General features: G+C 51.5%; 19 protein-coding genes. 11 read left to right on the top strand and 8 right to left on the bottom strand.

From position 1 onward, the window contains the following. Positions 1–92: 92 nt before the first annotated feature. Positions 93–1,295 carry a Coenzyme F420 hydrogenase/dehydrogenase, beta subunit C-terminal domain gene (locus GEI7105_RS0114830; protein ID WP_017661226.1) on the bottom strand — a complete coding sequence of 401 codons (1,203 nt, stop codon included), beginning with the start codon at positions 1,293–1,295 and terminating at the stop codon, positions 93–95. 705 nt (positions 1,296–2,000) lie between these two features. After that, positions 2,001–3,335: a collagen-like protein gene (locus tag GEI7105_RS39950; protein WP_158413213.1), complete on the bottom strand. Its 1,335-nt coding sequence runs from the start codon at positions 3,333–3,335 to the stop codon at positions 2,001–2,003. Between the two features lie 234 nt (positions 3,336–3,569). On the opposite strand from GEI7105_RS39950, the gene trpB reads away from it, so the two are divergent. After that, positions 3,570–4,823 carry a tryptophan synthase subunit beta gene (trpB, locus tag GEI7105_RS0114820; protein WP_017661224.1) on the top strand — a complete coding sequence of 418 codons (1,254 nt, stop codon included), beginning with the start codon at positions 3,570–3,572 and terminating at the stop codon, positions 4,821–4,823. Positions 4,824–5,075: 252 nt separating this feature from the next. Here the strand turns inward: trpB and GEI7105_RS0114815 are convergent, their stop codons facing one another. Next, positions 5,076–6,002: a histone deacetylase family protein gene (locus tag GEI7105_RS0114815; protein ID WP_026097672.1), complete on the bottom strand. Its 927-nt coding sequence runs from the start codon at positions 6,000–6,002 to the stop codon at positions 5,076–5,078. Between the two features lie 219 nt (positions 6,003–6,221). On the opposite strand from GEI7105_RS0114815, the gene gyrA reads away from it, so the two are divergent. The 7 genes from gyrA to GEI7105_RS30690 all read left to right on the top strand — a co-directional run bounded on the left by gyrA (position 6,222) and on the right by GEI7105_RS30690 (position 15,309). Continuing rightward, the gene (gene gyrA, locus GEI7105_RS30710; protein ID WP_017661221.1) at positions 6,222–8,798 is read left to right on the top strand and encodes a DNA topoisomerase (ATP-hydrolyzing) subunit A; all 2,577 of its coding nucleotides are present in this window, start codon (positions 6,222–6,224) and stop codon (positions 8,796–8,798) included. A 38-nt stretch (positions 8,799–8,836) separates the two neighbouring features. Continuing rightward, complete coding sequence (locus tag GEI7105_RS0114800) at positions 8,837–9,172, top strand: cupin domain-containing protein (protein ID WP_017661220.1); 336 nt, start codon at positions 8,837–8,839, stop codon at positions 9,170–9,172. Positions 9,173–9,485: 313 nt separating this feature from the next. After that, entirely contained in the window at positions 9,486–10,610 is a 1,125-nt protein-coding gene (locus GEI7105_RS30705) for a leucine-rich repeat domain-containing protein (RefSeq protein WP_017661219.1), read from the top strand. 300 nt (positions 10,611–10,910) lie between these two features. Beyond that, positions 10,911–12,101, top strand: a complete 1,191-nt coding sequence (locus tag GEI7105_RS30700) for a leucine-rich repeat domain-containing protein (protein WP_017661218.1) — start codon at positions 10,911–10,913, stop codon at positions 12,099–12,101. A 300-nt stretch (positions 12,102–12,401) separates the two neighbouring features. Beyond that, entirely contained in the window at positions 12,402–13,466 is a 1,065-nt protein-coding gene (locus tag GEI7105_RS30695; RefSeq protein ID WP_017661217.1) for a leucine-rich repeat domain-containing protein, read from the top strand. 413 nt (positions 13,467–13,879) lie between these two features. Then, positions 13,880–14,215: a cupin domain-containing protein gene (locus GEI7105_RS0114780; RefSeq protein WP_017661216.1), complete on the top strand. Its 336-nt coding sequence runs from the start codon at positions 13,880–13,882 to the stop codon at positions 14,213–14,215. Positions 14,216–14,358: 143 nt separating this feature from the next. Then, on the top strand, positions 14,359–15,309 hold the full coding sequence (locus tag GEI7105_RS30690; RefSeq protein ID WP_245555417.1) for an alpha/beta hydrolase: 951 nt from the start codon (positions 14,359–14,361) through the stop codon (positions 15,307–15,309). 9 nt (positions 15,310–15,318) lie between these two features. Here the strand turns inward: GEI7105_RS30690 and GEI7105_RS0114770 are convergent, their stop codons facing one another. Beyond that, the gene (locus GEI7105_RS0114770) at positions 15,319–17,109 is read right to left on the bottom strand and encodes an SLC13 family permease (RefSeq protein WP_017661214.1); all 1,791 of its coding nucleotides are present in this window, start codon (positions 17,107–17,109) and stop codon (positions 15,319–15,321) included. Between the two features lie 131 nt (positions 17,110–17,240). Continuing rightward, the gene (locus GEI7105_RS0114765) at positions 17,241–20,069 is read right to left on the bottom strand and encodes a cation-translocating P-type ATPase (protein ID WP_017661213.1); all 2,829 of its coding nucleotides are present in this window, start codon (positions 20,067–20,069) and stop codon (positions 17,241–17,243) included. Positions 20,070–20,584: 515 nt separating this feature from the next. On the opposite strand from GEI7105_RS0114765, the gene GEI7105_RS39055 reads away from it, so the two are divergent. Beyond that, positions 20,585–20,926, top strand: a complete 342-nt coding sequence (locus GEI7105_RS39055; RefSeq protein WP_192816690.1) for a hypothetical protein — start codon at positions 20,585–20,587, stop codon at positions 20,924–20,926. 68 nt (positions 20,927–20,994) lie between these two features. Here the strand turns inward: GEI7105_RS39055 and GEI7105_RS0114755 are convergent, their stop codons facing one another. The 3 genes from GEI7105_RS0114755 to GEI7105_RS0114740 form a co-directional block, all read right to left on the bottom strand. Next, a complete protein-coding gene (locus GEI7105_RS0114755) occupies positions 20,995–22,083 on the bottom strand; it encodes a Get3/ArsA fold putative tail anchor-mediating ATPase NosAFP (RefSeq protein WP_017661211.1) in 1,089 nt (362 codons plus the stop codon). A 328-nt stretch (positions 22,084–22,411) separates the two neighbouring features. Next, positions 22,412–22,609, bottom strand: a complete 198-nt coding sequence (gene petP, locus GEI7105_RS0114745; protein WP_026097671.1) for a cytochrome b6f subunit PetP — start codon at positions 22,607–22,609, stop codon at positions 22,412–22,414. A 70-nt stretch (positions 22,610–22,679) separates the two neighbouring features. Further along, positions 22,680–22,922, bottom strand: coding sequence for a 2TM domain-containing protein (locus tag GEI7105_RS0114740; protein WP_017661208.1), 243 nt, complete (start codon positions 22,920–22,922; stop codon positions 22,680–22,682). A gap of 202 nt (positions 22,923–23,124) precedes the next feature. Between GEI7105_RS0114740 and GEI7105_RS30685 the strand changes: the two genes are divergently transcribed. Both GEI7105_RS30685 and GEI7105_RS41050 read left to right on the top strand, forming a co-directional pair. Beyond that, on the top strand, positions 23,125–23,700 hold the full coding sequence (locus GEI7105_RS30685; protein ID WP_017661207.1) for a hypothetical protein: 576 nt from the start codon (positions 23,125–23,127) through the stop codon (positions 23,698–23,700). 141 nt (positions 23,701–23,841) lie between these two features. Then, positions 23,842–24,072 carry a transposase gene (locus tag GEI7105_RS41050; protein ID WP_144053928.1) on the top strand — a complete coding sequence of 77 codons (231 nt, stop codon included), beginning with the start codon at positions 23,842–23,844 and terminating at the stop codon, positions 24,070–24,072. The last annotated feature ends 45 nt before the right edge of the window (positions 24,073–24,117 follow it).

The raw sequence follows: 24,117 nt of genomic DNA, 5'->3' as shown, positions 1-24,117 counted from the left end.
GGTTTCAGGACTTTTCTGCTCCACTAAGCCTCATCATCTCATTACCTCACTGGCGACTGGCGACTGGTGACTGGTAACTGAAACACTGCTCGTCACTCCTTCGGCAGTTGATACTGACTCACGATGCGTTTGGCAAACGTCGGAACGTGGGCGTCGAGTTTTTCGGGGTGGTTGCGTTTGACGTATAGATAATTGCGGGTAAAGTGGGAGTCGATGGAAAATCGGGCGTATTCGAGTCCTTTGGGTCCGACTCGTTCGATGACAACGCCCATCAGTTTGGCCGCCCACATGGGAAGCGTAACGCCTTTATCGTAAGCCGGGATGCTCTGTTGTACTGCTTGACGGCGATCGCCACTTGAAGACACTGATTGCGTGTCCAGTTGCGGTTTCACCAAATCGAGCATTTCTTGCCCCGTGTCGTTGCGAACTACCACCCACTGCCAGCGGAATGGCGCACCCATATAGCCCACGACGAGATCGGCTAAACCGTTGACGTAATCGAAACAACTCATGCAAGAAGGGGCGAATACGTCTTTGAGTTCCTTCGTGTTCAACCCGAAGAAGGGAACCATTTCGATCGAGCCGTCTTCGTGTTTGAAATGAATGCGGAAATCCTGCATGAACTCGTAATGCACCACCGTATCCGGCGATTTACTGGTGGTTTCGAGGAACTTCTGCAAGCCTTCACGGGTCACGTTATCGACGCAAGGGGTTCCGAGAATGTAGAGTTTTTCCAACCCCAGCTTGTCTTCAACTGCCCGCAACGCCTGAATCTGACAGCCGACGCCAATCGCCAACAACCGCTTCATTCCCGACTGTTCGATTTGCTCCAAAATCGATAAATTGGGAGAGAGCGTCGGTTTGTTGACGCGTGCGGCTAACACCTCTTCCGGCGTCCGGGCGATGACGGGCATCGGTTGAAAGCGATCGCTCGGTGAGTTCTGCACGCAGACGACACCCTCGACTTTCCCCGAATTCAGCATTTCACAGGCGATGGTACTGACGATCCCCGTCCACTGCGCTCCTTCGATGGGTTCTTTTTTGCGGGCGGCCATCATATCCTGGTGAACGCCGAAATACAGTTCGAGTTCGTTCTCGAGATTGCGAACTCGTCCGTGGCTTTGGACTTCGAGGTTGTCGAACTGTTGGTTGATAAAGGCGCAGGCTTCTTTAACGTAGTGGATGTAATAGGTATCGCAGAGGCCGCACTCGCTACAGAGTTCTTTGGCGGGGCGACGGCTTCCCGGTTTGAGTGCCTTGGCTTTGCGATGTTGGGTGGGGTTAACCGCAGTCATTTTATTAAATTCAGTCTCTCAAACGTCCTCTATCTAGAGTAGTTGAGAACGAGCGATCGAGGGGATGAGGGGATGAGGAGATGATGCAACCCCCTACCAAGATTCGTCGCAGCGCTCCAACCATAGCCAATAGGCTTGGTTGGTGGTGAAGCGGCGGTGAGTTGAGGTGCGTCCCCTGAACAATGCGATAGCGAGAGAAGGGGATAGCGCCGAAACGAGCCATCAAATATAATTGATAAGGTGGTAACACGCTGAAAACATACGGATAGCTCATCCAGTAGGCAGCCCAGAAGTAACGGTTAAGACACTGGCAACACGGACATCTCACGGTGGCGAACTCGGTTCGCCACCCGTGTCCTCCTGTATAGAGCATAAAGCCCAAAACCAAAAATCAGATCCGTCCGGCTTGGGGGCACCAAGTGGACGTAAAACAAAAAGCCTGTGGAATCGTTCTGGCGGGGACTTGAAGTTATCTGAGTTCAAGTCTAGTCAAGAGGTTGAGAAGCAGGAAATCCTTGGTGTGAACCCGGGAATCTCCCTGCATACCCGATAGGGTTGCTGGGAGAGGATGTCAAGAATCGATCGGTTGGGGGCGGTGCGTGACGCGGTAAGGTCACTTGTTCTGACTTCGGCTTCTTTTTTCTGCCCGCGTCACGGCACCCTACGCATCGATCGTTTTCTGCCCGCGTCACAGCACCCTACGAGTTACTGAATCTGTCCGTTCCAGCGAATGGTTTGTTCGGCTTGGTGTCCGGCAAATTGGCGAATGGCGGTGATTTTGAGTTCGACGCCGACGCCCGATCGCAGGTAACGTTCTTCGATGGGCAAACCCGATAAATTAATGGTGAAGCGGTTGAAATTTTGGGTGACGAGTTCCGGGGGAACTTCGCCTTCGTAGCGGGTGCGGGTACGGCGATCGTTAAATCGAGAGATCGATCGCGTCGATCGATACCGGATTTGAAATTGCGTTGTAATTAAATGGGACTGTTGTGCCACATCCACCAACGCTAACTCTAGGTTATTGGCGTTCGTGACGACGTTGGCAACGTTTAACTGTGTGGCTTCGCTGGCGAGAATGGCACGATCGACGGTGTAGGTGACGCGATCGCTCGTTTGGGTGGCGTCTCCGTCAATCCAGAGATCTTCAGAAAAGTCGGCGTTAACGAACCCTTCCTCGTTTAGCGAGAGCGTCACGGGAACGTTATCGAAATCCGAAATGGGGTGATCGGCACTCCAAACTACTTCTACAACTTTCTCGAGGCGTTCGACAAATTCGCGATATTCGTCAGCCACTACCGAACTCGGGGCGAAGAGACTTCTCGCACCCCGTCGGATTTCCCAAACATCTTTCGTTAACTCAACAGTTCGAGTTCCCAGTTCCGACAAACTCAGTTCGATCGCTGGTTGTTCGGGGGGTAGCGGTTCGCTACCTTCGACTAAGCTTAACTGACCGGGTTCGCCCTCGAATCCATCTCGTCCGCTGTAGCCGTTTTGTCCCCGTCTCCCATCGTCGCAGTAATAGCGGCGATCGTTGACTTCCCAACTCCAATCGCGACAGCGACATCCCCGTCCGCCAGAACCGCCTCGTCCGCCGTAACCGCCCCGTCCGCCCGAAGCGTCTACTTCAAGCTGTCGTAAATCGGCACGATCGCGGTAGTAAACTGTCAGCGATCCTCCGCGTCCGCCCGTTCCACCGCTCCCCCCGTCACCCCCGTCGCCGCCTTTCGCTCCCCGCAGATCGTAAGGGACGTTTGGCGGTTGAATGCAGCTCGTTGCATCGCGACCGTCGCCCCCATCGCCTCCGTTGGCGCCATCTCTTCCCACCAGAGAAATCGAAGTGGCTGTACCGCCGAAAACGAGGGTTTCTGAGGGGCCGGTTCGTCCAGTGCGTCCGTTACTACCGTTATAGCCGTTGCTGCCTGCAAATCCGAAGGTTGACGCCGCCAGCGTTGCGATCGCACTGCCTAACCCGAGGGCGATCGTTGCCAACCCGAGCGATCGACGCCACCCCCCAGCCTCGAACCTTGCAAACCTCCCCATTTCACAATCTCCTCAAATTTACTCCTCTCCATTATCGTTTCGATTCCAAAAGTGTCTTTTCCGTGCGATCGCTCCCCCAAAACTCCCTTGTCTCTATTTCCCCGTTCCCCGTTCCCCGTTCCCTATTATCGTTTCGCCCCCCCAAAACTCCCTTATCTCTATTTCCCCGTTCCCCGTTCCCTATTCCCTGTTCCCTTATAATATTGGGAGTCTGTTCAGTTATCTCGCACGACCGTGACTGTATCTCCCGCTCCTTCCGGTTCTCAATCTAACGAAGCTGCGTCAGTTCCCGACACACTCGGGCGCTTCGGACAGTTTGGGGGTAAATACGTCCCCGAGACCCTCATGCCCGCCCTTACCGAACTCGAAGCCGCCTTCAAACGCTACAAAGATGATGCGGAGTTTCAGCGAGAACTAAACGGTTTGTTACGGGATTACGTGGGGCGTCCCTCGCCGCTGTATTTCGCCGAACGCCTTACGGAACACTACACCCGTCCTGACGGCACCGGCCCGAAAATTTACCTGAAACGGGAAGACCTCAACCACACGGGCGCTCACAAAATTAATAACGCGATCGCTCAAGCTTTGCTGGCCAAACGCATGGGCAAACAGCGGGTCATCGCCGAAACGGGTGCCGGACAGCATGGGGTGGCCACCGCCACGGCCTGCGCTCGCTTCGGACTCCAGTGCATTGTCTACATGGGCGTTCGCGATATGGAACGTCAGGCGCTCAACGTGGTGCGGATGCGCCTGTTGGGGGCGAAAGTCGAACCCGTCACCGCCGGAACGGGAACTCTCAAGGACGCCACGTCTGAGGCGATTCGCGACTGGGTAACGAACGTGGAAACAACCCATTATATTCTCGGGTCGGTGGCCGGCCCTCATCCTTATCCGATGATGGTGCGGGACTTCCACGCGATTATCGGTCAGGAAACACGCCAGCAGTGCCAGGAGATGTGGGGCGGGTTGCCGGATGTTCTGCTGGCTTGTGTCGGCGGCGGATCGAACGCGATGGGGCTGTTTTACGAGTTCGTGAAAGAGTCTTCGGTGCGCTTGATTGGCGTCGAAGCTGCCGGAGAGGGCGTTGCGTCGAAGAAACACGCGGCTACGCTGACGAAGGGTCAGGTGGGCGTGTTGCACGGGGCGATGAGTTATTTGTTGCAAGACGACGACGGCCAGATTATTGAAGCCCACTCGATTAGTGCGGGGTTAGACTATCCCGGTGTGGGGCCCGAACACAGTTATTTGAAGGAAACGCAACGGGCGGAATATTACAGCGTCACGGATGCCGAAGCCGTGGAAGCGTTCCAGCGACTTTCGGCGTTGGAAGGCATTATTCCGGCTTTGGAAACCTCCCATGCGATCGCCTATCTAGAAACCCTTTGTCCTCAATTAGACGACGGTACGACGGTGGTGATTAACTGCTCGGGGCGCGGTGATAAGGACGTGCAAACGGTCGCTCGCTATCTAAATTTAGGGGACGTTTAGGCATAGGTAAAAACAGTAATAAAAAGCGGTGGGCATTACCCACCGATAAGGGGACTCGATCGCGATCGCTCGAACAATTCCAATTAGACCGCCGCTTCTCGCGAAAAAGTAGGAAAAGTTTGGACTTGAGTGCGGTGGGCGATGCCCACCCTACAAGCACTCGAACAATTCCAATTAGACCGCCGCTTCTCGCGAAAAAGTAGGAAAAGCTTAGATTTGAGTGCGGTGGGCGATGCCCACCCTACCTAATTATCAACGCTCGACTATCAAACAGGGTTCGATGGTTCGCACGACAGCTTCGGCGAGAGCATCGAGGTCGTAGCCTCCTTCTAAACCGAAGAGAATATGTTCGGTAATTTGCAAACATTGCTCGGTCAGTTCGGTGTAGTCTTCAGGGTTTAAATACAACCCCGCTAGCGGGTCGTCTTTCAGGGCATCGTATCCGGCGCTGATAATTAATAAATCCGGTCGAAAGTCGCGGAGAAACGGCAGGGCTTTTTCTCGAAAAAGCTCTTGATAAACCGAACTAACGGTTCCAACAGATATAGGAATATTTAAAACGTTATTGTAACAGCCGCGTTCGTCTTCAAATCCCGTACCGGGATAGCAATGAGATTGATGGAGCGAGCAATAGGCCAGTTGAGGATGGGTTTGGATAATCGATTGCGTGCCGTTTCCGTGGTGAACGTCCCAGTCGAGAATGGCAACGCGATCGATCCCGAAATGTTTTAAACCGTAGAGGGCGGCGATCGCTTCGTTGGCAAAAATACAAAATCCCATACCGCGATCGCGGGTGGCGTGATGGCCGGGAGGACGGGCGAGAACGAAGGCCGGTTTTCCCGTTTCCACGACGCGATCGACCCCGTCGATCCAGGCACTGACGGCTAACAACGCCACCTCGTAAGTCCGGGGCGAAACGGGCGTATCGGGGTCGAGGTGGCCGCCCCCCCGTTCGGCGATGCGACGAACGCGATCGACGTAGGAGAGAGGATGAACCTGACTGAGACTGTCGAAAACTGCTGGGCGATCGAACGGTGTCGGTGTTTCCCACTGTAATAGATGCGCCCATCGCTGCGATTTCAAGCGCTCCACAACGACCTTCAAACGTTCGGGACGTTCGGGATGAAACACCCCAGTTTTATGTTCGAGAAACGCATCCGAGTAAAAGATTGGAAACATCGTTTTAATTCCGTTCGAGCTAAGAGAAATTCCATTAATTCGAGGTGCAATTTTAACCCGTCTCAACACCTGCGCTCCTCGAGCGAGACGCGATCGAAAATATGTTAAAATGATTATTATAATCGACGCTTCAATAGCTGTCGTCAAACGAGAATACGAAACTTGCGTCGTGCGAACGCAACAGATGCAAATCGCGGTTTTAAGGGAGATTTTTACCGTATGACCACTGCCGAAGAGCGGATCGTTCCGACAGATCTTCGCAATGAAATGTCTCGATCGTACCTCGAATACGCTATGAGCGTCATCGTCGGTCGAGCGTTACCCGATGCCCGCGACGGTCTCAAGCCCGTCCATCGGCGAATTCTGTACGCCATGCACGAATTGGGCTTAACCCACGATCGACCGTTCCGTAAATGCGCTCGGGTCGTCGGGGAAGTCCTCGGTAAATATCACCCCCACGGCGATACGGCAGTGTACGACGCACTGGTACGGATGGCGCAAGGGTTTTCCATGCGATCGCCGCTGATCGAAGGTCACGGAAACTTCGGCTCTGTCGATAACGATCCCCCCGCCGCCATGCGGTACACCGAATGTCGGTTGCAATCGCTCAGCACCACCGCCCTCCTTCAAGATATCGACTCGGAAACCGTCGATTTCGCCGATAACTTCGACGGCTCCCAACAAGAACCCGTCGTTCTTCCGGCACGAATTCCCCAACTGCTCCTCAACGGTTCCTCGGGAATTGCCGTGGGGATGGCGACGAACATTCCCCCCCACAACCTCGGCGAATTGGTGGACGGCTTAGTTGCCCTCATCCACAACCCGGAACTGACCGACACCCAACTGATGGAATACATCCCCGGGCCGGACTTCCCCACCGGAGCGCAAATCCTCGGTAGCAGCGGCATTCGCGACGCCTACACCGGCGGCCGGGGGTCGATTACCATGCGCGGCGTGGCCAATATCGAAACCCTCGAACGGCAGGGCGCCCCCGATCGCGAAGCCATTATCGTCACCGAACTGCCGTACCAAACCAACAAAGCCGCTCTCATCGAAAAAATCGCCGATCTCGTCAACGATAAAAAAATCGACGGAATCTCCGACATCCGCGACGAAAGCGATCGCGACGGAATGCGAATCGTCATCGAACTCAAACGCGATGCTTACCCCCGCGTCGTTCTCAACAACCTCTACAAACAAACCCCCATCCAAAACAACTTCGGGGCGAATATGTTGGCGTTGGTGGATGGCGAACCGCAACTGCTGTCTCTGAAGAACTCCCTGCAAGTCTTCCTCGACTTCCGCATCGAAACCATCACCCGACGAACCCAGTACGAACTGCGGAAAGCTGAAGAACGAGACCACTTGTTGCAAGGGTTACTCATTGCTCTGGCCAACCTCGACGCCATCATCCGTCTGATTCGTCATTCTCCCGATAGTGCCACGGCCAAAACCGAACTGATCGAGGGTTACAACCTTTCCGAACCACAAGCCGACGCCATCTTACAAATGCAATTGCGGCGTCTGACTGCCTTAGAAGCCGAAAAAATCGAGCAGGAACACCAAGCCTTACAAGAAAAAATAGCCGATCTCAACGATATTTTGGCGCGAAGAGAGCGGATTTTACAGATTATCGAAGCCGAACTCGGCGAACTCCAAGAACGCTACGCCACCCCCCGACGGACGGAAATTCTGCGGGACGAAGGCGACCTCGACGATACCGACCTCATCGCCAACGAACAGGCGTTAATCTTGTTGACCGAACAGGGTTACGTCAAACGGATGCCCGTGAATACCTTCGAGGCGCAAAACCGGGCGACGCGAGGCAAGTCTGGTACGAAGATGAAGGAAGACGACGGTATCGAACATTTCCTGACCTGTTGCGATCACGATAACGTCCTGTTTTTCAGCGATCGCGGCGTGGTTTACAGTCTCAAAGCCTATCAAATTCCCACCGGATCGCGCACCTCGCGAGGGGTTCCCATCGTGCAACTGTTGCCGATTCCCCGCGACGAGAAGATCACCTCGATCGTTCCGGTCACGGAGTTTACCGACGACGAATACTTGATCATGCTGACCAAAGGCGGCAACATCAAGAAAACCTCTCTTTCGGCGTTTAGCAACATTCGCGCCAACGGCTTGATCGCGATTTCTCTCAGCGAAGGCGACCAACTGCGTTGGGTGCGTCGGGCCCGAGAAGACGACAGTATTATTATCGGCTCCCGTATGGGGATGGCGATTCATTTTAAAACCGATCGCGACCAACTGCGCCCCCTCGGTCGGGCGACGCGAGGCGTCAAGTCCATGAATTTACGTAAGGGCGACGAACTCATCGGTATGGATATATTGCCCAGTAGCGTGATTTCTCAACTGGACAATTTACCTGACGACAGCGATCTCGACGAAGAGGCGATCGAGGGAGAAGAAAACGAGGAAACCACCACCAGCGAAGGACCTTGGATGCTCGTCGTCACGACGGGGGGTTACGGAAAGCGGGTTCCCGTGTCGCAGTTCCGCTTGCAAAATCGCGCCGGAAAAGGCACGATCGCCACGAAGTTCAAGTCTCATTTAGACAGCGATACCGTGGCGGCGTTACTGGTGGTGACCGAGGAAGACGAGTTGATGATGGTGACAACGCGGGGTATTATCATCCGTCAGGCTGCCAGTGCGATTACGCCGCAATCCCGTACGGCGACGGGGATTCGGGTGCAGCGTCTCGATAAAGAAGACGCGATCGCTGCGGTGGCGTTGGTGCCTCCGGCGGCTGAAGGAGTCGAAGACGAAGAGGACGTATAGATTGCGTCTCGCTGCTCAGACGATCGTAAGAGAACCCTATGACAACCCATTTAGTTTCAGCTCACAGTCCCGTCCTGAATTTACGCGATCGCCTCGAATATCCCGAAGCAGGGGTGTTGAGTAAAATCGTGTTTCAAGATTCGGCTTGTCAGTACACCCTGTTTTGTTTGGCCGAGGGAACCGAAATTAGCGAACATACGGCCACCCGGAACGCAACGGTTCACGTTTTGGAGGGAACGGGAACGCTTATCCTCAACGGCGACGTGATTTCTCTCGACCCTGGAACGTTCGTCTTCATGGCAGCCAACGCTCCCCACGCTTTGCAAGCCTCGTCGAATTTGTCGTTTTTACTGACGCTTTCGGCGACTTTTTAAAAACGGGCGATTTCTGGCTCGATCGATGTGCGACCCCAGTTTCAAGAAAAAACTGGGGTTTTTTGGTTAAATATTGGGAATGCTGTGGCGATATCCTTACCAACTTAGGGTACATCTCATAAAATGTAAATTTATCGAATTGGGTGCACTCAATTTCCAGATCCCCGGCATCTCCAAGATGTCGGGGATCTTATACCGGAAGTGCTAATCGGGAATTTTTCCACCCAAAACTGATGTTTTTGCAAAAGTGAAATGCACCCGCGCGATCGCCCCCATGCTAAGATTCCAATAAACCTTGTCCTCAACCTAGAAAATGATTCCCTTCAAGCTTTTCAGACAAGTTTTAGCGGTTCTCTTCATCGGTTACAACCCAAGCGTATCCTATCTCGCCTTATCTTCCCCAAGTGCTTTAAGTCAAGCGATCGCCGTTTCGGAATCTTTCATCCCTTCAAGTCTGACCCACCCCCTCCTCACTCGCGAAGCGGAAGAACCCGAATACGAAACCTTTACAGACTGGTGTGAGAATCGCCAACGACTCGATGAAGAGGCTCGCCATACTGTGGAGACAATCCGCGATTGGTACGAGGATGCTGAATGCCATTTAATCGAGGCGGAAATCCTCGAAGAGAAGTCGTTGACTTTGATAAACAGAAACCTCAAAGACTTGCGTCCGATTGGAAGTTTACTCGGACTTGAAAGATTGGATTTATCAAGCAATCAGATCGAAGATTTGACTCCACTCGCGACTCTCACTTCTTTAACTTCTTTAAGTTTAATTGAAAATCCTATAGATGCTCTCAATCTACTAACTCTTCCCGAACTGCCCAATCTAGAGATTCTGTTTCTCAATGGTAATCCTATTCATGACTTAGAAGGCTTGTCCGGTCAAACTCAATTGCGATGGTTGGGTCTTGAAGATTCTCAACTTCAGAACTTAGATTCTTTTCCCGATTTGCCTAGCTTAGAGGCTTTGTGGCTGAATAACAATCGATTTCAAAACTTGGATTTCCTATCTGAGTTACCTCGCTTGCGAATTTTGCGTATTGCCAACAATCAAATTAATGACTTATCCGCTTTAAAGGAACTCACAACTTTAGAATTAGTCTATGCATCTAATAACCAGATCGAAGATATATCTCCCTTAGCCAATTTAATCAATTTAACCGAGCTGGACTTAGGGGAAAATCGCATCAGAGATTTGTCCCCGTTGGCTAATTTGATAAATCTGTATAAGTTATATATCAACAACAACCAGATTCAAGATGTGACTCCACTGTCTAACTTGGTTGGGTTGATCGAGCTATGGTTGTTCGACAATCAGATCGAGGATATTAGTTCCCTATCTAATTTGACTCGACTCAGAATGTTAAGTTACGGAGGAAATTTCCTGGACGATTCCGATTGCCCTATCGAGCGACGCGAGGCTTGCTGGAACTAAGAAACCTGAGTTTAGGAAAGCCGTTTGATATAAGTTGAAACTTGAATCCTATCGTGGATGAGGCCACAGCTCAGTCAAAAAACTTTATGCTACAAAGCTCTTCTGAATCCGGACTGACGTTCAGTCTAGTAGTGCAGAGCCGGAACCGCGATATTCGAGTTTTTCCAACCCAGCCAATAACATCACGTACTACACGACTCCTCTACGATCTCTTGTGGGGGTTGAGTTTCACGAGGAGGTGAGGGTCGCGCGATCGCCCCCATGCTAAGATTCCAATAAACCTTGTCCTCAACCTAGAAAATGATTCCCTTCAAGCTTTTCAGACAAGTTTTAGCGGTTCTCTTCATCGGTTACAACCCAAGCGTATCCTATCTCGCCTTATCTTCCCCAAGTGCTTTAAGTCAAGCGATCGCCGTTTCGGAATCTTTCATCCCTTCAAGTCTGACCCACCCCCTCCTCACTCGCGAAGCGGAAGAACCCGAATACGAAACCTTTACAGACTGGTGTGAGAATCGCCAGCGACTCGATGAAGAGGCTCGTCATACCGTGGAAACAATCCGCGATCGGTACGGGAATGTAGAATGTCATTTAATCGAGGCGGAGATTCTCGAAGAGAAGTCGTTGACTTTGATAAACAGAAACCTCAAAGACTTGCGTCCGATTGGAAGTTTGTTCGGACTTGAAGAATTAACCTTATTAGACAATAAAATTGAAGATATTCGTCCTCTCAGTCGCTTGACTACTTTAAACTCACTAGATCTAGGAAAGAATCAAGTTGAAGATTTAGCTTCGCTCGCCGCTCTCAATTCTTTAACTTATTTAAATTTAAGAGAAAACAATATTGATGCACTCATTTTACTAACTCTTCCTGGCTTACCTAATCTGGAGCGACTTATTCTCTCTGGCAATTCTATTCAGAGCTTGGATGGATTATCAAGGCTAACCCAATTGCGATCGTTGAGTCTCGGAGAATCTCAACTACAAGACTTAGAATCTTTTCCAAACTTGCCTAGCTTGGAAGCTCTGTATCTCTACAACAACCAATTTAAAAATTTGAATTTCCTGCCTGAGTTACCTCTATTGAGAGCTTTAATCATTCGTGACAATCAAATTGATGACTTATCCGCTTTAGGGGAACGAACAACTTTAGAAAAACTCTATGCATCTAATAACCGGATTGAAGATATATCTCCCTTAACCAATTTAATCAATTTAACCGAACTGGATTTAGGAGAAAATCGCATCAGAGATCTATCCCCGTTAGCTAATTTGATAAATCTGTCTTGGTTATATCTCAACAACAATCAGATTCAAGATGTGACTCCACTGTCTAACTTAGTTGGGTTGGGTGAGCTATGGTTGTTCGACAACCAGATCGAGGATATTAGTTCCCTATCTAATTTGAATCGACTCAGAATGTTAAGTTACGGAGGAAATTTCCTAGACGATTCCGATTGCCCTATCGAGCGACGCGAGGCTTGCTGGAACTAAGAAACCTGAGTTTAGGAAAGCCGTTTGATATAAGTTGAAACTTGAATCCTATCGTGGATGAGGCCACAGCTCAGTCAAAAAACTTTATGCTACAAAGCTCTTCTGAATCCGGACTGACGTTCAGTCTAGTAGTGCAGAGCCGGAACCGCGATATTCGAGTTTTTCCAACCCAGCCAATAACATCACGTACTACACGACTCCTCTACGATCTCTTGTGGGGGTTGAGTTTCACGAGGAGGTGAGAGTCGCGCGATCGCCCCCATGCTAAGATTCCAATAAACTTTGTCCTCAACCTAGAAAATGATTCCCTTCAAGCTTTTCAGACAAGTCTTAGCGGTTCTCTGCATCGGTTACAACCCAAGCGTATCCTATCTCGCCTTATCTTCCCCAAGTGCTTTAAGTCAAGCGATCGCCGTTTCGGAATCTTTCATCCCTTCAAATCTTAGCCACCCCCTCCTTACTCGTGAAGCGGAAGAACCCGAATACGAAACCTTTACAGACTGGTGTGAGAATCGCCAACGACTCGATGAAGAAGCTCGTCATACCGTGGAAACAATCCGCGATCGGTACGGGAATGTAGAATGTCATTTAATCGAGGCGGAGATTCTCGACGAAAAGTCGTTAACTTTAATCGATAAAAACATTAAAGATTTGCGACCGATTGGAAGTTTGCTTGGAATTGAAGGCTTAATCTTATTTGAAAATCAGATTGAAGACATTCGTCCTCTCAGTCGCTTGACTACTTTAAAAAGGTTAAGCTTGGAAAGTAATCAAATAGAAGACTTGAGCCCACTCGTGACTCTTACTTCTTTAACTTCTTTAACTCTCAGTGAAAATCCTATAGACACTCGTAGTCTACTAACTCTTCCCGAACTTCCCAATCTAGAGCGTCTTTTTCTCAATGGTAATTCTATTCAGAATTTGAATGGATTCCCAAACTTGACCAATTTGCAAAAATTGAGTATTGAATACAATCAACTTCAAAACTTGAATTCTCTACCCAAGTTACCTCGCTTGCGAAGTTTGACTATTTCCAAAAATCGAATCTACGACTTATCAGCTTTAGAAGGACGAATAACTTTAGAAAAACTCTATGCATCTAATAACCGGATTGAAGATATATCTCCCTTAACCAATTTAATCAATTTAACCGAACTGGATTTAGGGGAAAATCGTATCAGAGATCTGTCCCCTTTGGCGAATTTGATGAATCTGTATAAGTTATATCTCAACAACAACCAGATTCAAGATGTCACTCCACTGTCTAACTTGGTTGGGTTGACCGAGCTATCGTTGTTCGACAATCAGATCGAGGATATTAGTACTCTATCTAATTTGAATCGACTCAGAATATTAAATTATTGAGGAAATTTTCTGGACGATTCCGATTGCCCTATCGAGCGACGCGAGGTTTGCTGGAACTAAGAAATCTAAGTTTAGGAAAGCCGTTTGATATAAGTTTAAACTTGAATCCTATCGTGGATGAAGCCACAACTCAGTCAAAAAACTTTATGCTGCAACGTTCTTATAGATCCGGACTGACGTTCAGTCTAGTAGTGCAGAGTCGGAACCGCGATATTCGAGTTTTTTCAACCCAGCCAATAACATCACGTACTACACGACTCCTCTACGATCTCTTGTGAGGGTTGAGTTTCACGAGGAGGTGAGGGGCGCGCGATCGCTGCGGTGGCGTTGGTGCCTCCGGCGGCTGAAGGAGTCGAAGACGAAGAGGACGTATAGATTGCGTCTCGCTGCTCAGACGATCGTAAGAGAACCCTATGACAACCCATTTAGTTTCAGCTCACAGTCCCGTCCTGAATTTACGCGATCGCCTCGAATATCCCGAAGCAGGGGTGTTGAGTAAAGTCGTGTTTCAAGATTCGGCTTGTCAGTACACCCTGTTTTGTTTGGCGGAAGGCACTGAAATTAGCGAACATACGGCCACCCGGAACGCCACGGTTCACGTTTTGGAGGGAACGGGAACGCTTATCCTCAACGGCGACGTGATTTCTCTCGACCCTGGAACGTTCGTCTTCATGGCAGCCAACGCCCCCCACGCTTTGCAAGCCTCGTCGAATTTGTCGTTTTTACTGACGCTTTCGGCGACTTCTTAAAAACGGGCGATCGCCTTTTCGTCGAATCAGTTCAAAACCCCGGCTTGTCATTCAAACCGGGGTTTTTTGATGAAATCGTCAATCTGGAGTTCCGAACTGTCCTGGTGAAGCCGTATAAAACGAAGCGTTTGACATCGAATTTTATGAATCTCGGACTCTGGATAATAATCGGCAAAATCCTAATTTCTCTCGTTGTTCTCGGGGTCTTGCTCTTAGTGGTTCGCCGCTGGCGATCGCTTCCCCGTTTGAAATTCCTGTTTCAGACTCTATTCAAAGTTATCCTGAGTCTTTACCTTCTACTGTGTCTGGTTCTGCTCCTCGGACAACGCTATCTCATTTTTCGACCCACTCCCGACCTAGTTCGAACCCCCGCCGTCCACGGACTTTATTACGAGGATGTTTGGATTCCCATCAAACGACCGTTTCGAGAACCCGAACGTCTACACGGTTGGTGGATGCCCAACCCCGACGCCACTTTGGGAACGCTAGTATACTTCCATGGAAACGGCTTCAACGTCAGTACAAACGTGACTCAATCCTATCGGTTGAACCAGATTGGATTTTCCGTGTTGTTGGTGGACTATCGTGGCTACGGTCGAAGTGAAGGTGGCTATCCCAGCGAGTCGTCGGTGTATCGGGATGCTGAGGCAGCTTGGAATTATTTGATTGCAGAGCGGGCGATCGCCCCTCGCGATATTATCATCTACGGCCATTCTCTCGGCGGCGCTGTCGCCGTCGATTTAGCGGTTCGCCACCCCAACGCAGGCGGTGCGATCGTTCAAGGCTCCTTTACCTCCATGACGGATATCGTTCGGTTACATCCTCGATCGCGTTTCGTTCCCGTGGGAGTGTTGCTAACGGAGAAGTTTAACTCCATCGACAAGGTAAAAGCGATCGAAATTCCCGTCTTGTTCGTTCACGGACTCGACGATCCCCTGATTCCGGCGTCCATGAGCGAAAAACTGTACGCCGCCGCCTCCGAACCCAAACAACTGTTGCTAGTTCCCGATGCAGGTCACAACAATGGCGATCGCTTCGATCGCGAGGAATTTTACAGAGCCATACTCGATCTAGTAGATGCTGTAAACCGGTAACTTGGCATCTTATAACCCGTAAAGTTGCACGATAACCCAAGGCGTAAAGAAGGTTAAAACTAAGTTTAAAATCGCACCAACTCGGGTAAAATCCAAAAACTTATATCCCCCCGGTCCGTAAACCATCGTGTTCGTTTGATAGCCAATGGGCGTTAAATAACTGTTGGAGGCGGCAAACGTCACGGCGAACATAAACGCCAGAGGATTGAGACCTAAAGATTCTGCAACTTCTACTGCCACCGGAATCATCAACACCACTGAAGCGTTGTTCGATAACACCTCCGTCAGTAAGTTCGTCGCCAAATAGAAAAACGTTAAAATCCAATATCCCGACAGATGACCGCCAACAGACACTAACTTCTCTGCCAGCCATTCGGTTGCCCCAGAATTGTCCATCGCAATGCCGAGGGGAATCAAACCCGCTAACAGAAAAATAATATCCCAACGCACTGCACCGTAAATTTCTCCCGGCTTGAGACAACCGGTAATTACCATCAAAACAACCCCTAATAAACTGCTGACTAGAATGGGTTGAATGTTAAACGCAGCCAGAACCACGACTCCCAATACGATCGCGAGCGCAATTTTGGCTTTATCTTGTCGCAGGGTTTCAACTTCTCGCTCTTCTAATACCAGCAGTTCTCGCGTTGTTTGCAAGCCAATAAAGCTATCTTTTGGGCCTTGAACTAACAGCAAATCTCCAAAACGAAGAGGAATTTTCCCCAGGCGATCGCGAATGAGTTCCTGTCCGCGACGAATGGCGAGAACGGTAGCGTTATAACGTTGTCGAAAACGTAAATCTTTCAGTGTCGTTCCGATTAACCGCGAGTTCGACAAAATCAAGACTTCAGCGACTTTCTCTTCTCCAGAACTAATTTCATCTTCAACAGTTTTCTTGTTGAATTTCATATCTGCTAAAATTTCAATCCCTCGTTCGTCGCGAACGTTTAACAAATTATCTCGGCTACCGCGAACGATTAACACATCCCCAGCAGATAAAGTTTTGTCAGCGAGGGGTTGCGAAAAATGAATGCCATCGTGAATAATTTCGAGGACAGACAAGTCGAATTTTCGTTGAATTTCACTTTCTCTTAATGTTTTTCCAATGGCGATCGACCCCGGTGGAATGACCATTTCACTGATGTAATCTTCTAAGCCGTAATCGTCTTCGATCGAATCGCCATCGAGGGGTTTGCGATCGGGAAGTAGGTAAGGCGCGACGAAAGATAAATACATCAACCCGATCGCGAACGTTGCGATCCCGACGGGCGTAAATTCAAACAAGCTGAATTCCCCATATCCCAATTGCTTCGACAACCCACTCGCCAAAATATTCGTCGAAGTACCGATCAGCGTTAACATTCCTCCGAGTACCGTACTGTAAGATAGGGGAATTAACAGCTTCGACACGGAAATTTGACGCTGCTTACACCAACTTTCAACAATAGGAAGAAAAATCGCGACCACCGCCGTATTGTTGATAAACGCAGTGATGGGGCCGACAATTCCTCCCATTACTAAGATTTGTCGAGAAATCTGTTTTCCGCCCCACTTCAACAGTCCGTCTCGCACGATCTGAACGACTCCCGTGCGCGTCACGCCCGCACTGAGAACGAACATGGCCATGACAGTAATCGTCGCGGAGTTACCAAACCCCGAAATCCCTTCTTCTGGCGACACCAAACCACATAACATCAACACGATCGCCACGACGAGCGCAGTGATATCGACGGGCAACCATTCCGCTGCAAACGAAATTAACGCCAGTCCCAAAATGGCAAGCATCAAGATAATTTTCATACAGACGAACTAAAAAGAGAGTAAAGTGAGGAAAGTGTCAGAGGTCGCGACACTCTTGAAACCGTCAGAGATAGCTGTTCTAACAAATTTGACAACCAGACGAGATCCGACAATACACTGTTGAAGTCGAGTTATAACGCTCGTGTTTTTTTACGCCGAGAAAGCCACCGATAAAGGAGTTTTTCTCCCTCGAGCCACACGAACACCAACAGACTAAATCCGAAACATACCGCAAGTTCCAGTGGACTTAACAGATAGGTTCCGAAAAAGTTCCGCAACGGCGTCACGTAAATCAACATCAGTTGTAACACTGTCGTCAGGATAACCGCGCCCCAAACGTAGAGATTCGATCGCGGGTTCAGTTCGACCGTCAGTTGCGTCGTCGATCGCGCCGCTAACGCGTGACCCATTTGCGCCAAACACAACGTCGTAAACACCATAGTTTTCCAGCGATCGGGGTCGCCGAAACTGTGAGCGTAGCGGTATCCCCAAGTCATCAAGGCGATCGTCAATACCGAAAACACAACGCCGATGCGGAGAATATACACCCCCAGCCCCCGAGCAAAAATACTTTCGTGGGGACTGTACGGGGGACGCTGCATCACCTTGGGTTCGGCCGGTTCCATGGCTAAGGCTAAGGCAGGAAGTCCGTCGGTGACGAGGTTCATCCAGAGAATCTGTAGCGGCGAGAGGGGAGCGCCCCCCAAGCCGAGGAGAGGCGCCGAACCGATGGTTAACACTTCCCCGACGTTGCTACCTAAAACGTAGCGGATGAAACGGCGAATGTTGTCGTAGACGACGCGCCCTTCTTCGGTGGCTCTGACGATGGTGGCGAAGTTGTCGTCGAGCAAGATGGTATTGCTAGCTTCCTTACTCACGTCAGTTCCGGTTAACCCCATAGCAATGCCGATGTCGGCTTGTTTGAGGGCGGGGGCATCGTTCACGCCGTCTCCCGTCATGGCGACGATCCGACCCCGCTTTTGCAGGGCGCGGACGATGTCGAGTTTGTGTTTGGGGGAAACTCGGGCGTACACGCTGACGAGATCGACCTGTTCCTCGAGGGCGTCTGGAGACAAGCGATCTAACTCTTGCCCGGTGAGGACGCGATCGCCCGGTCGCGCGATGCCCAAATCGTAGGCGATCGCTTGGGCGGTGAGGCGGTGGTCGCCGGTAATCATCACCGGACGAATTCCCGCTTCTCGACAGCGTGCTACGGCGTCTTGGGCTTCCGGGCGCGGGGCGTCGAGCATTCCCACCCAACCCAGCCAAACGAGCTGTTGTTCGAGGGCGTCAGCGTCGCTGTCAGGGAGGGTGTCGAGGGGGCGTTCGGCCAAGCCCAAAACGCGAAACCCTCGGGCCGCCATGCGATTGCTGCGATCGAGCAAAATTTGGCGGCCGCGCTTGCTGAGGGGATGGGTGCGATCGCCCCGTCGCACCTGAGTACACCGCTCTAACACCACCTCGGGAGAGCCTTTCATCATGAGGAGATAGGGGGCGTCTTCGTTCGATTCGATATCCGGTCGTTTGACCGTCACGGACATCCGCTTGCGTTCGGAGGAAAAGGGAATTTCGGCAATGCGAGGCATTTTCGGGGCGATCGCTTCGCGGAACAACCCGGCCTTTCCCGCCAGAGACAGCAACGCGCCTTCGGTGGCATCTCCAATAACGTCCCAAGTATTGCCGCTTTGTTTCAACAGTGCGTCGTTACAGAGAATGCAGGCGTACAACAACCGTTGTAGGTCGGGGTGAGTGCGATCGACGATCGGGTCCGAAGGGCGATCGCGATCGTGTAACGGCGTTCGTTCGCGCCACTGACCGCTGGGCTGGTAGCCCTCTCCCGTCACGCTCAGGTTCTGCGTCCCCGTCTGCACCCACTGCACCACCATTTTATTTTGGGTCAGCGTTCCGGTTTTATCCGAGCAAATCGTCGTCACCGATCCCAAGGTTTCCACCGCCGCCAGTTTGCGAATCAGAGCGTTGTGACGCACCATGCGCTGGGTTCCGATGGCTAACGTCACCGTGACCACGGCGGGAAGTCCTTCGGGAACCACCGCCACCGCCATACTCAGCGACACTTCCAACAACGCCCGAAACTGACTCCATCCAGTTTGCAACACGCCGACGCTGACGACGAACGCCACCAACAGCAGGGAACCGAGAACCAGAACGTTGGCCAGTTCCGCCATGCGCTGTTGCAGGGGAGTCGCTTCGCTTTCGACAGATTGCAATAGCGTCGCAATCTGTCCGATTTCAGTATTCATGCCGGTTTTCGTCACCACAGCCCGGCCGCGGCCGCTGGCGATTTCAGTCCCTTGAAACACCAAGTTCGATCGCTCGCCCAACGCCGCCTCTTCGTGACAGCGGAGATCGGCCTGTTTGCTGACGGCTTCCGATTCCCCGGTTAGGGCAGCTTCTCGGATGGATAAATTTCGAGCTTCCAGCAAGCGCGCGTCCGCCGCCACAGACCCCCCTGTTTCGAGGAGAACGATATCGCCGGGAACCAGTTCTTTGGCCGCAATTTCGCTGGGAATGCCGCTGCGGACGACGCGCACTTGGGGCGCAGACAGCCGTTTGAGGGCGGCTAGGGCTTTTTCAGCTCGACTTTCTTGGAAAAAGCCTAAAATTGCGTTGAGAATGACGATGGTGAAAATTGCGACGGCATCTCGGGGAAAAATTCCCTGACGCAAATCTAACAGTGCTGAGACGATGGCGACGCCCGTCAGCATCAGCAACATGACGTTGGTAAACTGTTCCCACAAAATGACGAGGTTGCTGCGACCGGCTGTTTCTCGGATTTCGTTCCAACCGAAAACTTGCAGGCGTTGGCGGACTTGCGCGTCCGTCAATCCTCGTTCGGCGTCGCTGTCGAGGAAAGTGAGGGCGTCGTGGGGGCTGAGGGCGTGCCACGCTCGCGAGGGGTCGTAGCCCGTCGGGTTTGGAGAAGGCGGAGAAAAGGCCATAATGCGAAGGCGATCGCGGCATCGGTGACGGATCGTTGGGGGCCCGGTGTCGGTTCGGGCAAGACGATCCGCGATATTCCCAGCTTGACATCCTCTCCCAGCAACCCTATCGGGTATGCAGGGAGATTCCCTGGTTCACACCAAGAATTTCCTGCTTCTCAACCTCTTGACTAGACTTGAACTCAAATAACTTCAAGTCCCCGCCAGAACGATTCCACAGGCTTTTTGTTTTACGTCCACTTGGTGCCCCCAAGCCGGACGGATCTGATTTTTGGTTTTGGGCTTTATGCTCTATACAGGTTGCCAGTGTCTTAACCGTTACTTCTGGGCTGCCTACTGGATGAGCTATCCGTATGTTTTCAGCGTGTTACCACCTTATCAATTATATTTGATGGCTCGTTTCGGCGCTATCCCCTTCTCTCGCTATCGCATTGTTCAGGGGACGCACCTCAACTCACCGCCGCTTCACCACCCCCTAACCGCTTCGCGGTATAGGCGGAGTACTGCGACGGATCTTGATAGAGAGTTTTTGCCCGAAACAACTACTGCGATCGCGGGAGTTTCCCCAGTTCGAGATCGCGCCGTCCCTCAAACTGGCCGTACGATCGCTCTGGTTGTCTATTCTGCGATCGCGCCCCATGAAACGAGAACGCCAACTGTGGCTTGTAAAAGGTATCGCCGGATTGCTGTTTGTCGGCTTTGGGTTAAGTTTGTTCGGCGAAGCGGTGATTCGCAAATCGTGCCTGCGATCGCTGGTTCGCCATCGGTACCGGAAGCTTAGCCGCGTTCAATTTCGGCTTGTGCTTGATGAACGAACCCGCCACAATCACCAGCGACGCCTCGAAACCTCGTGGTAGGGTGTGTGACGCGGCTGCAAATGCTGGGGATGTAGACCTTAAAATCGCCTTTCCGCGTCACGCACCGACTAGAACGAAATCGTCAGATACTGATTCTGAAACTTCGCCCCTTTCACGGACTTACCCTGCAACGCCGGGGGTAAAAAGATATTGTGCCGTTGTTCCCCAGCTTCGACGGTCACCTCGGGCCCCGACTGAATCAGTTTGACTTGTTTTTTATCGAATCCCGGCAAGAACAACCGTACCGTTTGCGCGGCGAGGTCGATTTCCATCGGTTTCGGGGCGTTGGCGACACTCTCGAAATCCGGTAAATTTTCAATAATCGGCTGCCAGTCGTCGCCGACTTTGGTGGGAACTGCACTCAGCGTCAGCGGGGCGAATTCCGCCGCGATCGTCTCGCTGAAGCTCCTGCGATTGAGAACGATGCCCCCGACCGTCAAGCCGATTTGTTGGGCTTCCCCCCAACGGTATTTTGCCACGGCGATCGCCGCCGGATCCTCCGTCGTTACCAAATAGGCTGCGATCCGTTTGGCATTGGAGAGCGTCTGTTTGCCCTCACCGAGTAAATCGTCGAGCTGATCGGGGGTAAACTCCGTTTGTGACCAATCGACGTTTAACACGGCACTGCTCACCGGTTGCACGAACGGCGACAAAGCCCGCACGATATCCGAACCCTCGAGAACCTGGCGAAAACGGCGCAGATACCAGCCTGCAATTTCTGCGATTCCCAACATTCGCAGCGTATCGCGATCGCCGGTTCCATCGTAGACGATGACATCGTATTTCCCGCTCGCATCGTACTCTCGCACGGCGTTGATGGCGAAGGCGCTATCCATTCCCGGTAAAACCGCCAGTTCTTGCCCGTAGACTTCCTTAAAAAACGGCGTTCGCAGATATTTCGCCTCTAAACTCTTCACCTGTTCCCACCCTTGCTCGAGCATATAGGGCGTATAAAACTGAATCGCCTGCAAGTTCGGCTCGATTTCTGTCGGTTCCGAGGCCACCGACGCCCCCAGCAGCAAGCTAAATTCCGGACCCGATCCTTGACTGGCGAGTAACACGCGCCGTCCGAAGCTGGCGTGGTATTTCGCCGTGGCGATGGCCATGGTGGTGCGTCCGGTACCGCCTTTTCCTAGAAATGTCAGAATCTGTGCCATAAAAAGAAATACATATCGTTACAATTTCTGAAGATAGCGCGATCGCCCCCCTTCAGCGCGATCGCCTCTCCCTCCCCAAATTCCCCAAATTCCTCATTCAGCAAGCCTTAGAGCTAATTTTAAATAAAAGCGATCGGGCGAACTCTCCCCCCCTCGCCCGAAGGCAGTTGGCGGTACGTGGAGATCGATCTCACGATCGATCGTCACGCACCTACTGAAAACTGAAAACTGTCTCCACTGCTGACTGCTGACTGCTGACTGCTGACTGAAAAAGGGGGGCTCGGAATTGATGTTACCGTCCCCCCCCTATATCGATCGTTGCAATCGTTTACGCGGGTTCGAGTTCGTCTTCAAAGAACCAGGTCGAAAAGCCGCGATCGAACGTCACGACGACGCCGATACCACTGCCATCGACCATTTTGTACTCAGAAACCGTTCCGACGGGATTTTGTTTGATTTGACTAACGATGTCGCTCGGGACGCGATCGCGAATCCGACGCACTTTAACCTTTTGACCTACTTCCATCACAGCTCGATTAACCTGTGTTTTCGATAAAACCACCCCATAGTGTATCAGGGTTTCTTCCCCGACCGACTTAAGATTGGGAGTAGTTTGCCAGTCCAAAGATGTAAACGCCGTGAGCGAACAAGACTGCACCCCAAATCGCACTCGCCCAAAGCGTCCAAGGTTCGTCGATACGATAAAGGGTGTAGAAAAACCAAGCGCCGGAATTACAAGCGGCGAAAATTGCTACGTGCAAGGCGAAATTGATGCGATCGCCCAAGCGTCGGTACGCCGGGTCTTTCGGGTCGGGTTTTTCAGGCCATTTGGGAGGCATACAATAAATAAATAAGGCTTAAAAACGAACGTAACGGTATCGATTGTACATAACCTCGTCCTTGACAGTCTGATAAAATCTGAATGAGGGGTTTTACCCCTCACCAAACAAACGATCGAAGCCTAAAGAAAACTTCGATCGCCAAAGATCGTCACGGGTCTCGCGCCAGCATTTGCGTGGGTTTACAGCATCGGACAAGACTATGCTAGAGTCAATCATTTATCCCTGGGATAGTTTCGACACCGCGTCGAGATGGCTAGAGGGCGATCGCACTGCTGCCACGAACAGCACGATCGCTCGAGTCGAACGACAAGGTTCTACAGACCGAACTTACAGCTCCCAGCTTCCAGCCTGCGTACGCCTAGACTTTGAAGGCTTAGAACGTTTTGAAGTCGTGCGAGATCAATTCGCACGGTGGGGCGTCCAATTCGACAACGCGATCGCCGTTTGTCCGTCGAATCCCGCCTATCCCACCCACTCAGGCGAAATCCTACTGATGGGTGCGCCTCAAAATGGATTTCTCGAGTTGAAATTCAGCCATCCCGTTCAGTTCGTATCGGGATTCATCACCAGTTCCAGAATTACCGCGATGTCGGCGTACAACCATCTTGGAGAAACGATCGCCCGCGCCGAACTCCCCTCGTCGAACCTCGCCGACAGCAAAAAGACGACCCCCCCTAACTATCAACTCATCGTTAAAGCCCCCAACATTCATCGCGTCACGTTTTACGCGTTCGATGGAGAACTAGCTGTAGACGACATTAGCTTCGGATATTGACATCCTCCCGACGCTGACCCTACAGGTACAGTGCGGGCTTCCCAACCGTTCGGCTGACGCTCACGGCGAAGCCTCGCGATTGGGTATTCCTGCCCCGCGCCGCTTATCCATCCACAGCCCCTTGCCTGAAGGCAAAATGTTCTGGATTTACCTCAAGTCGAGGCCACCAATAATCCCGCCGAACGACAGTTACGTCCCGCCCTCATCGCTCGCAAGGTCTCTTGCAGCAATAAGACCGAATCCAGCGCTCGCACTTGGGATATTTTAGCTTCCTTGGCGGCTTTGACATCCTCTCCCAGCAACCCTAATGGGTATGCTGGGAGATTCCTTGGTTCACACCAAGGATTTCCTGCTTCTCAACCTCTTGACTAGACTTGAACTCAGATAACTTCAAGTCCCCGCCAGAACGATTCCACA

The organism is Baaleninema simplex PCC 7105 (assembly GCF_000332355.1).
Classification (GTDB): Bacteria; Cyanobacteriota; Cyanobacteriia; order Cyanobacteriales; family Geitlerinemataceae; genus Baaleninema; species Baaleninema simplex.
The sequence above is the reverse complement of the archived record's forward strand: the minus strand, read 5'-3'. Positions and strand labels throughout refer to the sequence as shown.

Bases quoted from the DNA above. Each gene is read 5' to 3' on its own strand.
- GEI7105_RS0114740 (WP_017661208.1), bottom strand. From the start codon at position 22,922: ATGCCTCCCAAATGGCCTGAAAAACCCGACCCGAAAGACCCGGCGTAC.
- gyrA (WP_017661221.1), top strand. From the start codon at position 6,222: ATGACCACTGCCGAAGAGCGGATCGTTCCGACAGATCTTCGCAATGAA.
- GEI7105_RS0114815 (WP_026097672.1), bottom strand. From the start codon at position 6,002: ATGTTTCCAATCTTTTACTCGGATGCGTTTCTCGAACATAAAACTGGG.
- GEI7105_RS0114780 (WP_017661216.1), top strand. From the start codon at position 13,880: ATGACAACCCATTTAGTTTCAGCTCACAGTCCCGTCCTGAATTTACGC.
- GEI7105_RS30700 (WP_017661218.1), top strand. From the start codon at position 10,911: ATGATTCCCTTCAAGCTTTTCAGACAAGTTTTAGCGGTTCTCTTCATC.
- GEI7105_RS0114800 (WP_017661220.1), top strand. From the start codon at position 8,837: ATGACAACCCATTTAGTTTCAGCTCACAGTCCCGTCCTGAATTTACGC.
- GEI7105_RS30695 (WP_017661217.1), top strand. From the start codon at position 12,402: ATGATTCCCTTCAAGCTTTTCAGACAAGTCTTAGCGGTTCTCTGCATC.
- GEI7105_RS0114755 (WP_017661211.1), bottom strand. From the start codon at position 22,083: ATGGCACAGATTCTGACATTTCTAGGAAAAGGCGGTACCGGACGCACC.
- GEI7105_RS0114770 (WP_017661214.1), bottom strand. From the start codon at position 17,109: ATGAAAATTATCTTGATGCTTGCCATTTTGGGACTGGCGTTAATTTCG.
- GEI7105_RS30690 (WP_245555417.1), top strand. From the start codon at position 14,359: ATGAATCTCGGACTCTGGATAATAATCGGCAAAATCCTAATTTCTCTC.
- GEI7105_RS30685 (WP_017661207.1), top strand. From the start codon at position 23,125: ATGCTAGAGTCAATCATTTATCCCTGGGATAGTTTCGACACCGCGTCG.
- GEI7105_RS39950 (WP_158413213.1), bottom strand. From the start codon at position 3,335: ATGGGGAGGTTTGCAAGGTTCGAGGCTGGGGGGTGGCGTCGATCGCTC.
- GEI7105_RS0114765 (WP_017661213.1), bottom strand. From the start codon at position 20,069: ATGGCCTTTTCTCCGCCTTCTCCAAACCCGACGGGCTACGACCCCTCG.
- GEI7105_RS0114830 (WP_017661226.1), bottom strand. From the start codon at position 1,295: ATGACTGCGGTTAACCCCACCCAACATCGCAAAGCCAAGGCACTCAAA.
- GEI7105_RS30705 (WP_017661219.1), top strand. From the start codon at position 9,486: ATGATTCCCTTCAAGCTTTTCAGACAAGTTTTAGCGGTTCTCTTCATC.
- petP (WP_026097671.1), bottom strand. From the start codon at position 22,609: ATGGAAGTAGGTCAAAAGGTTAAAGTGCGTCGGATTCGCGATCGCGTC.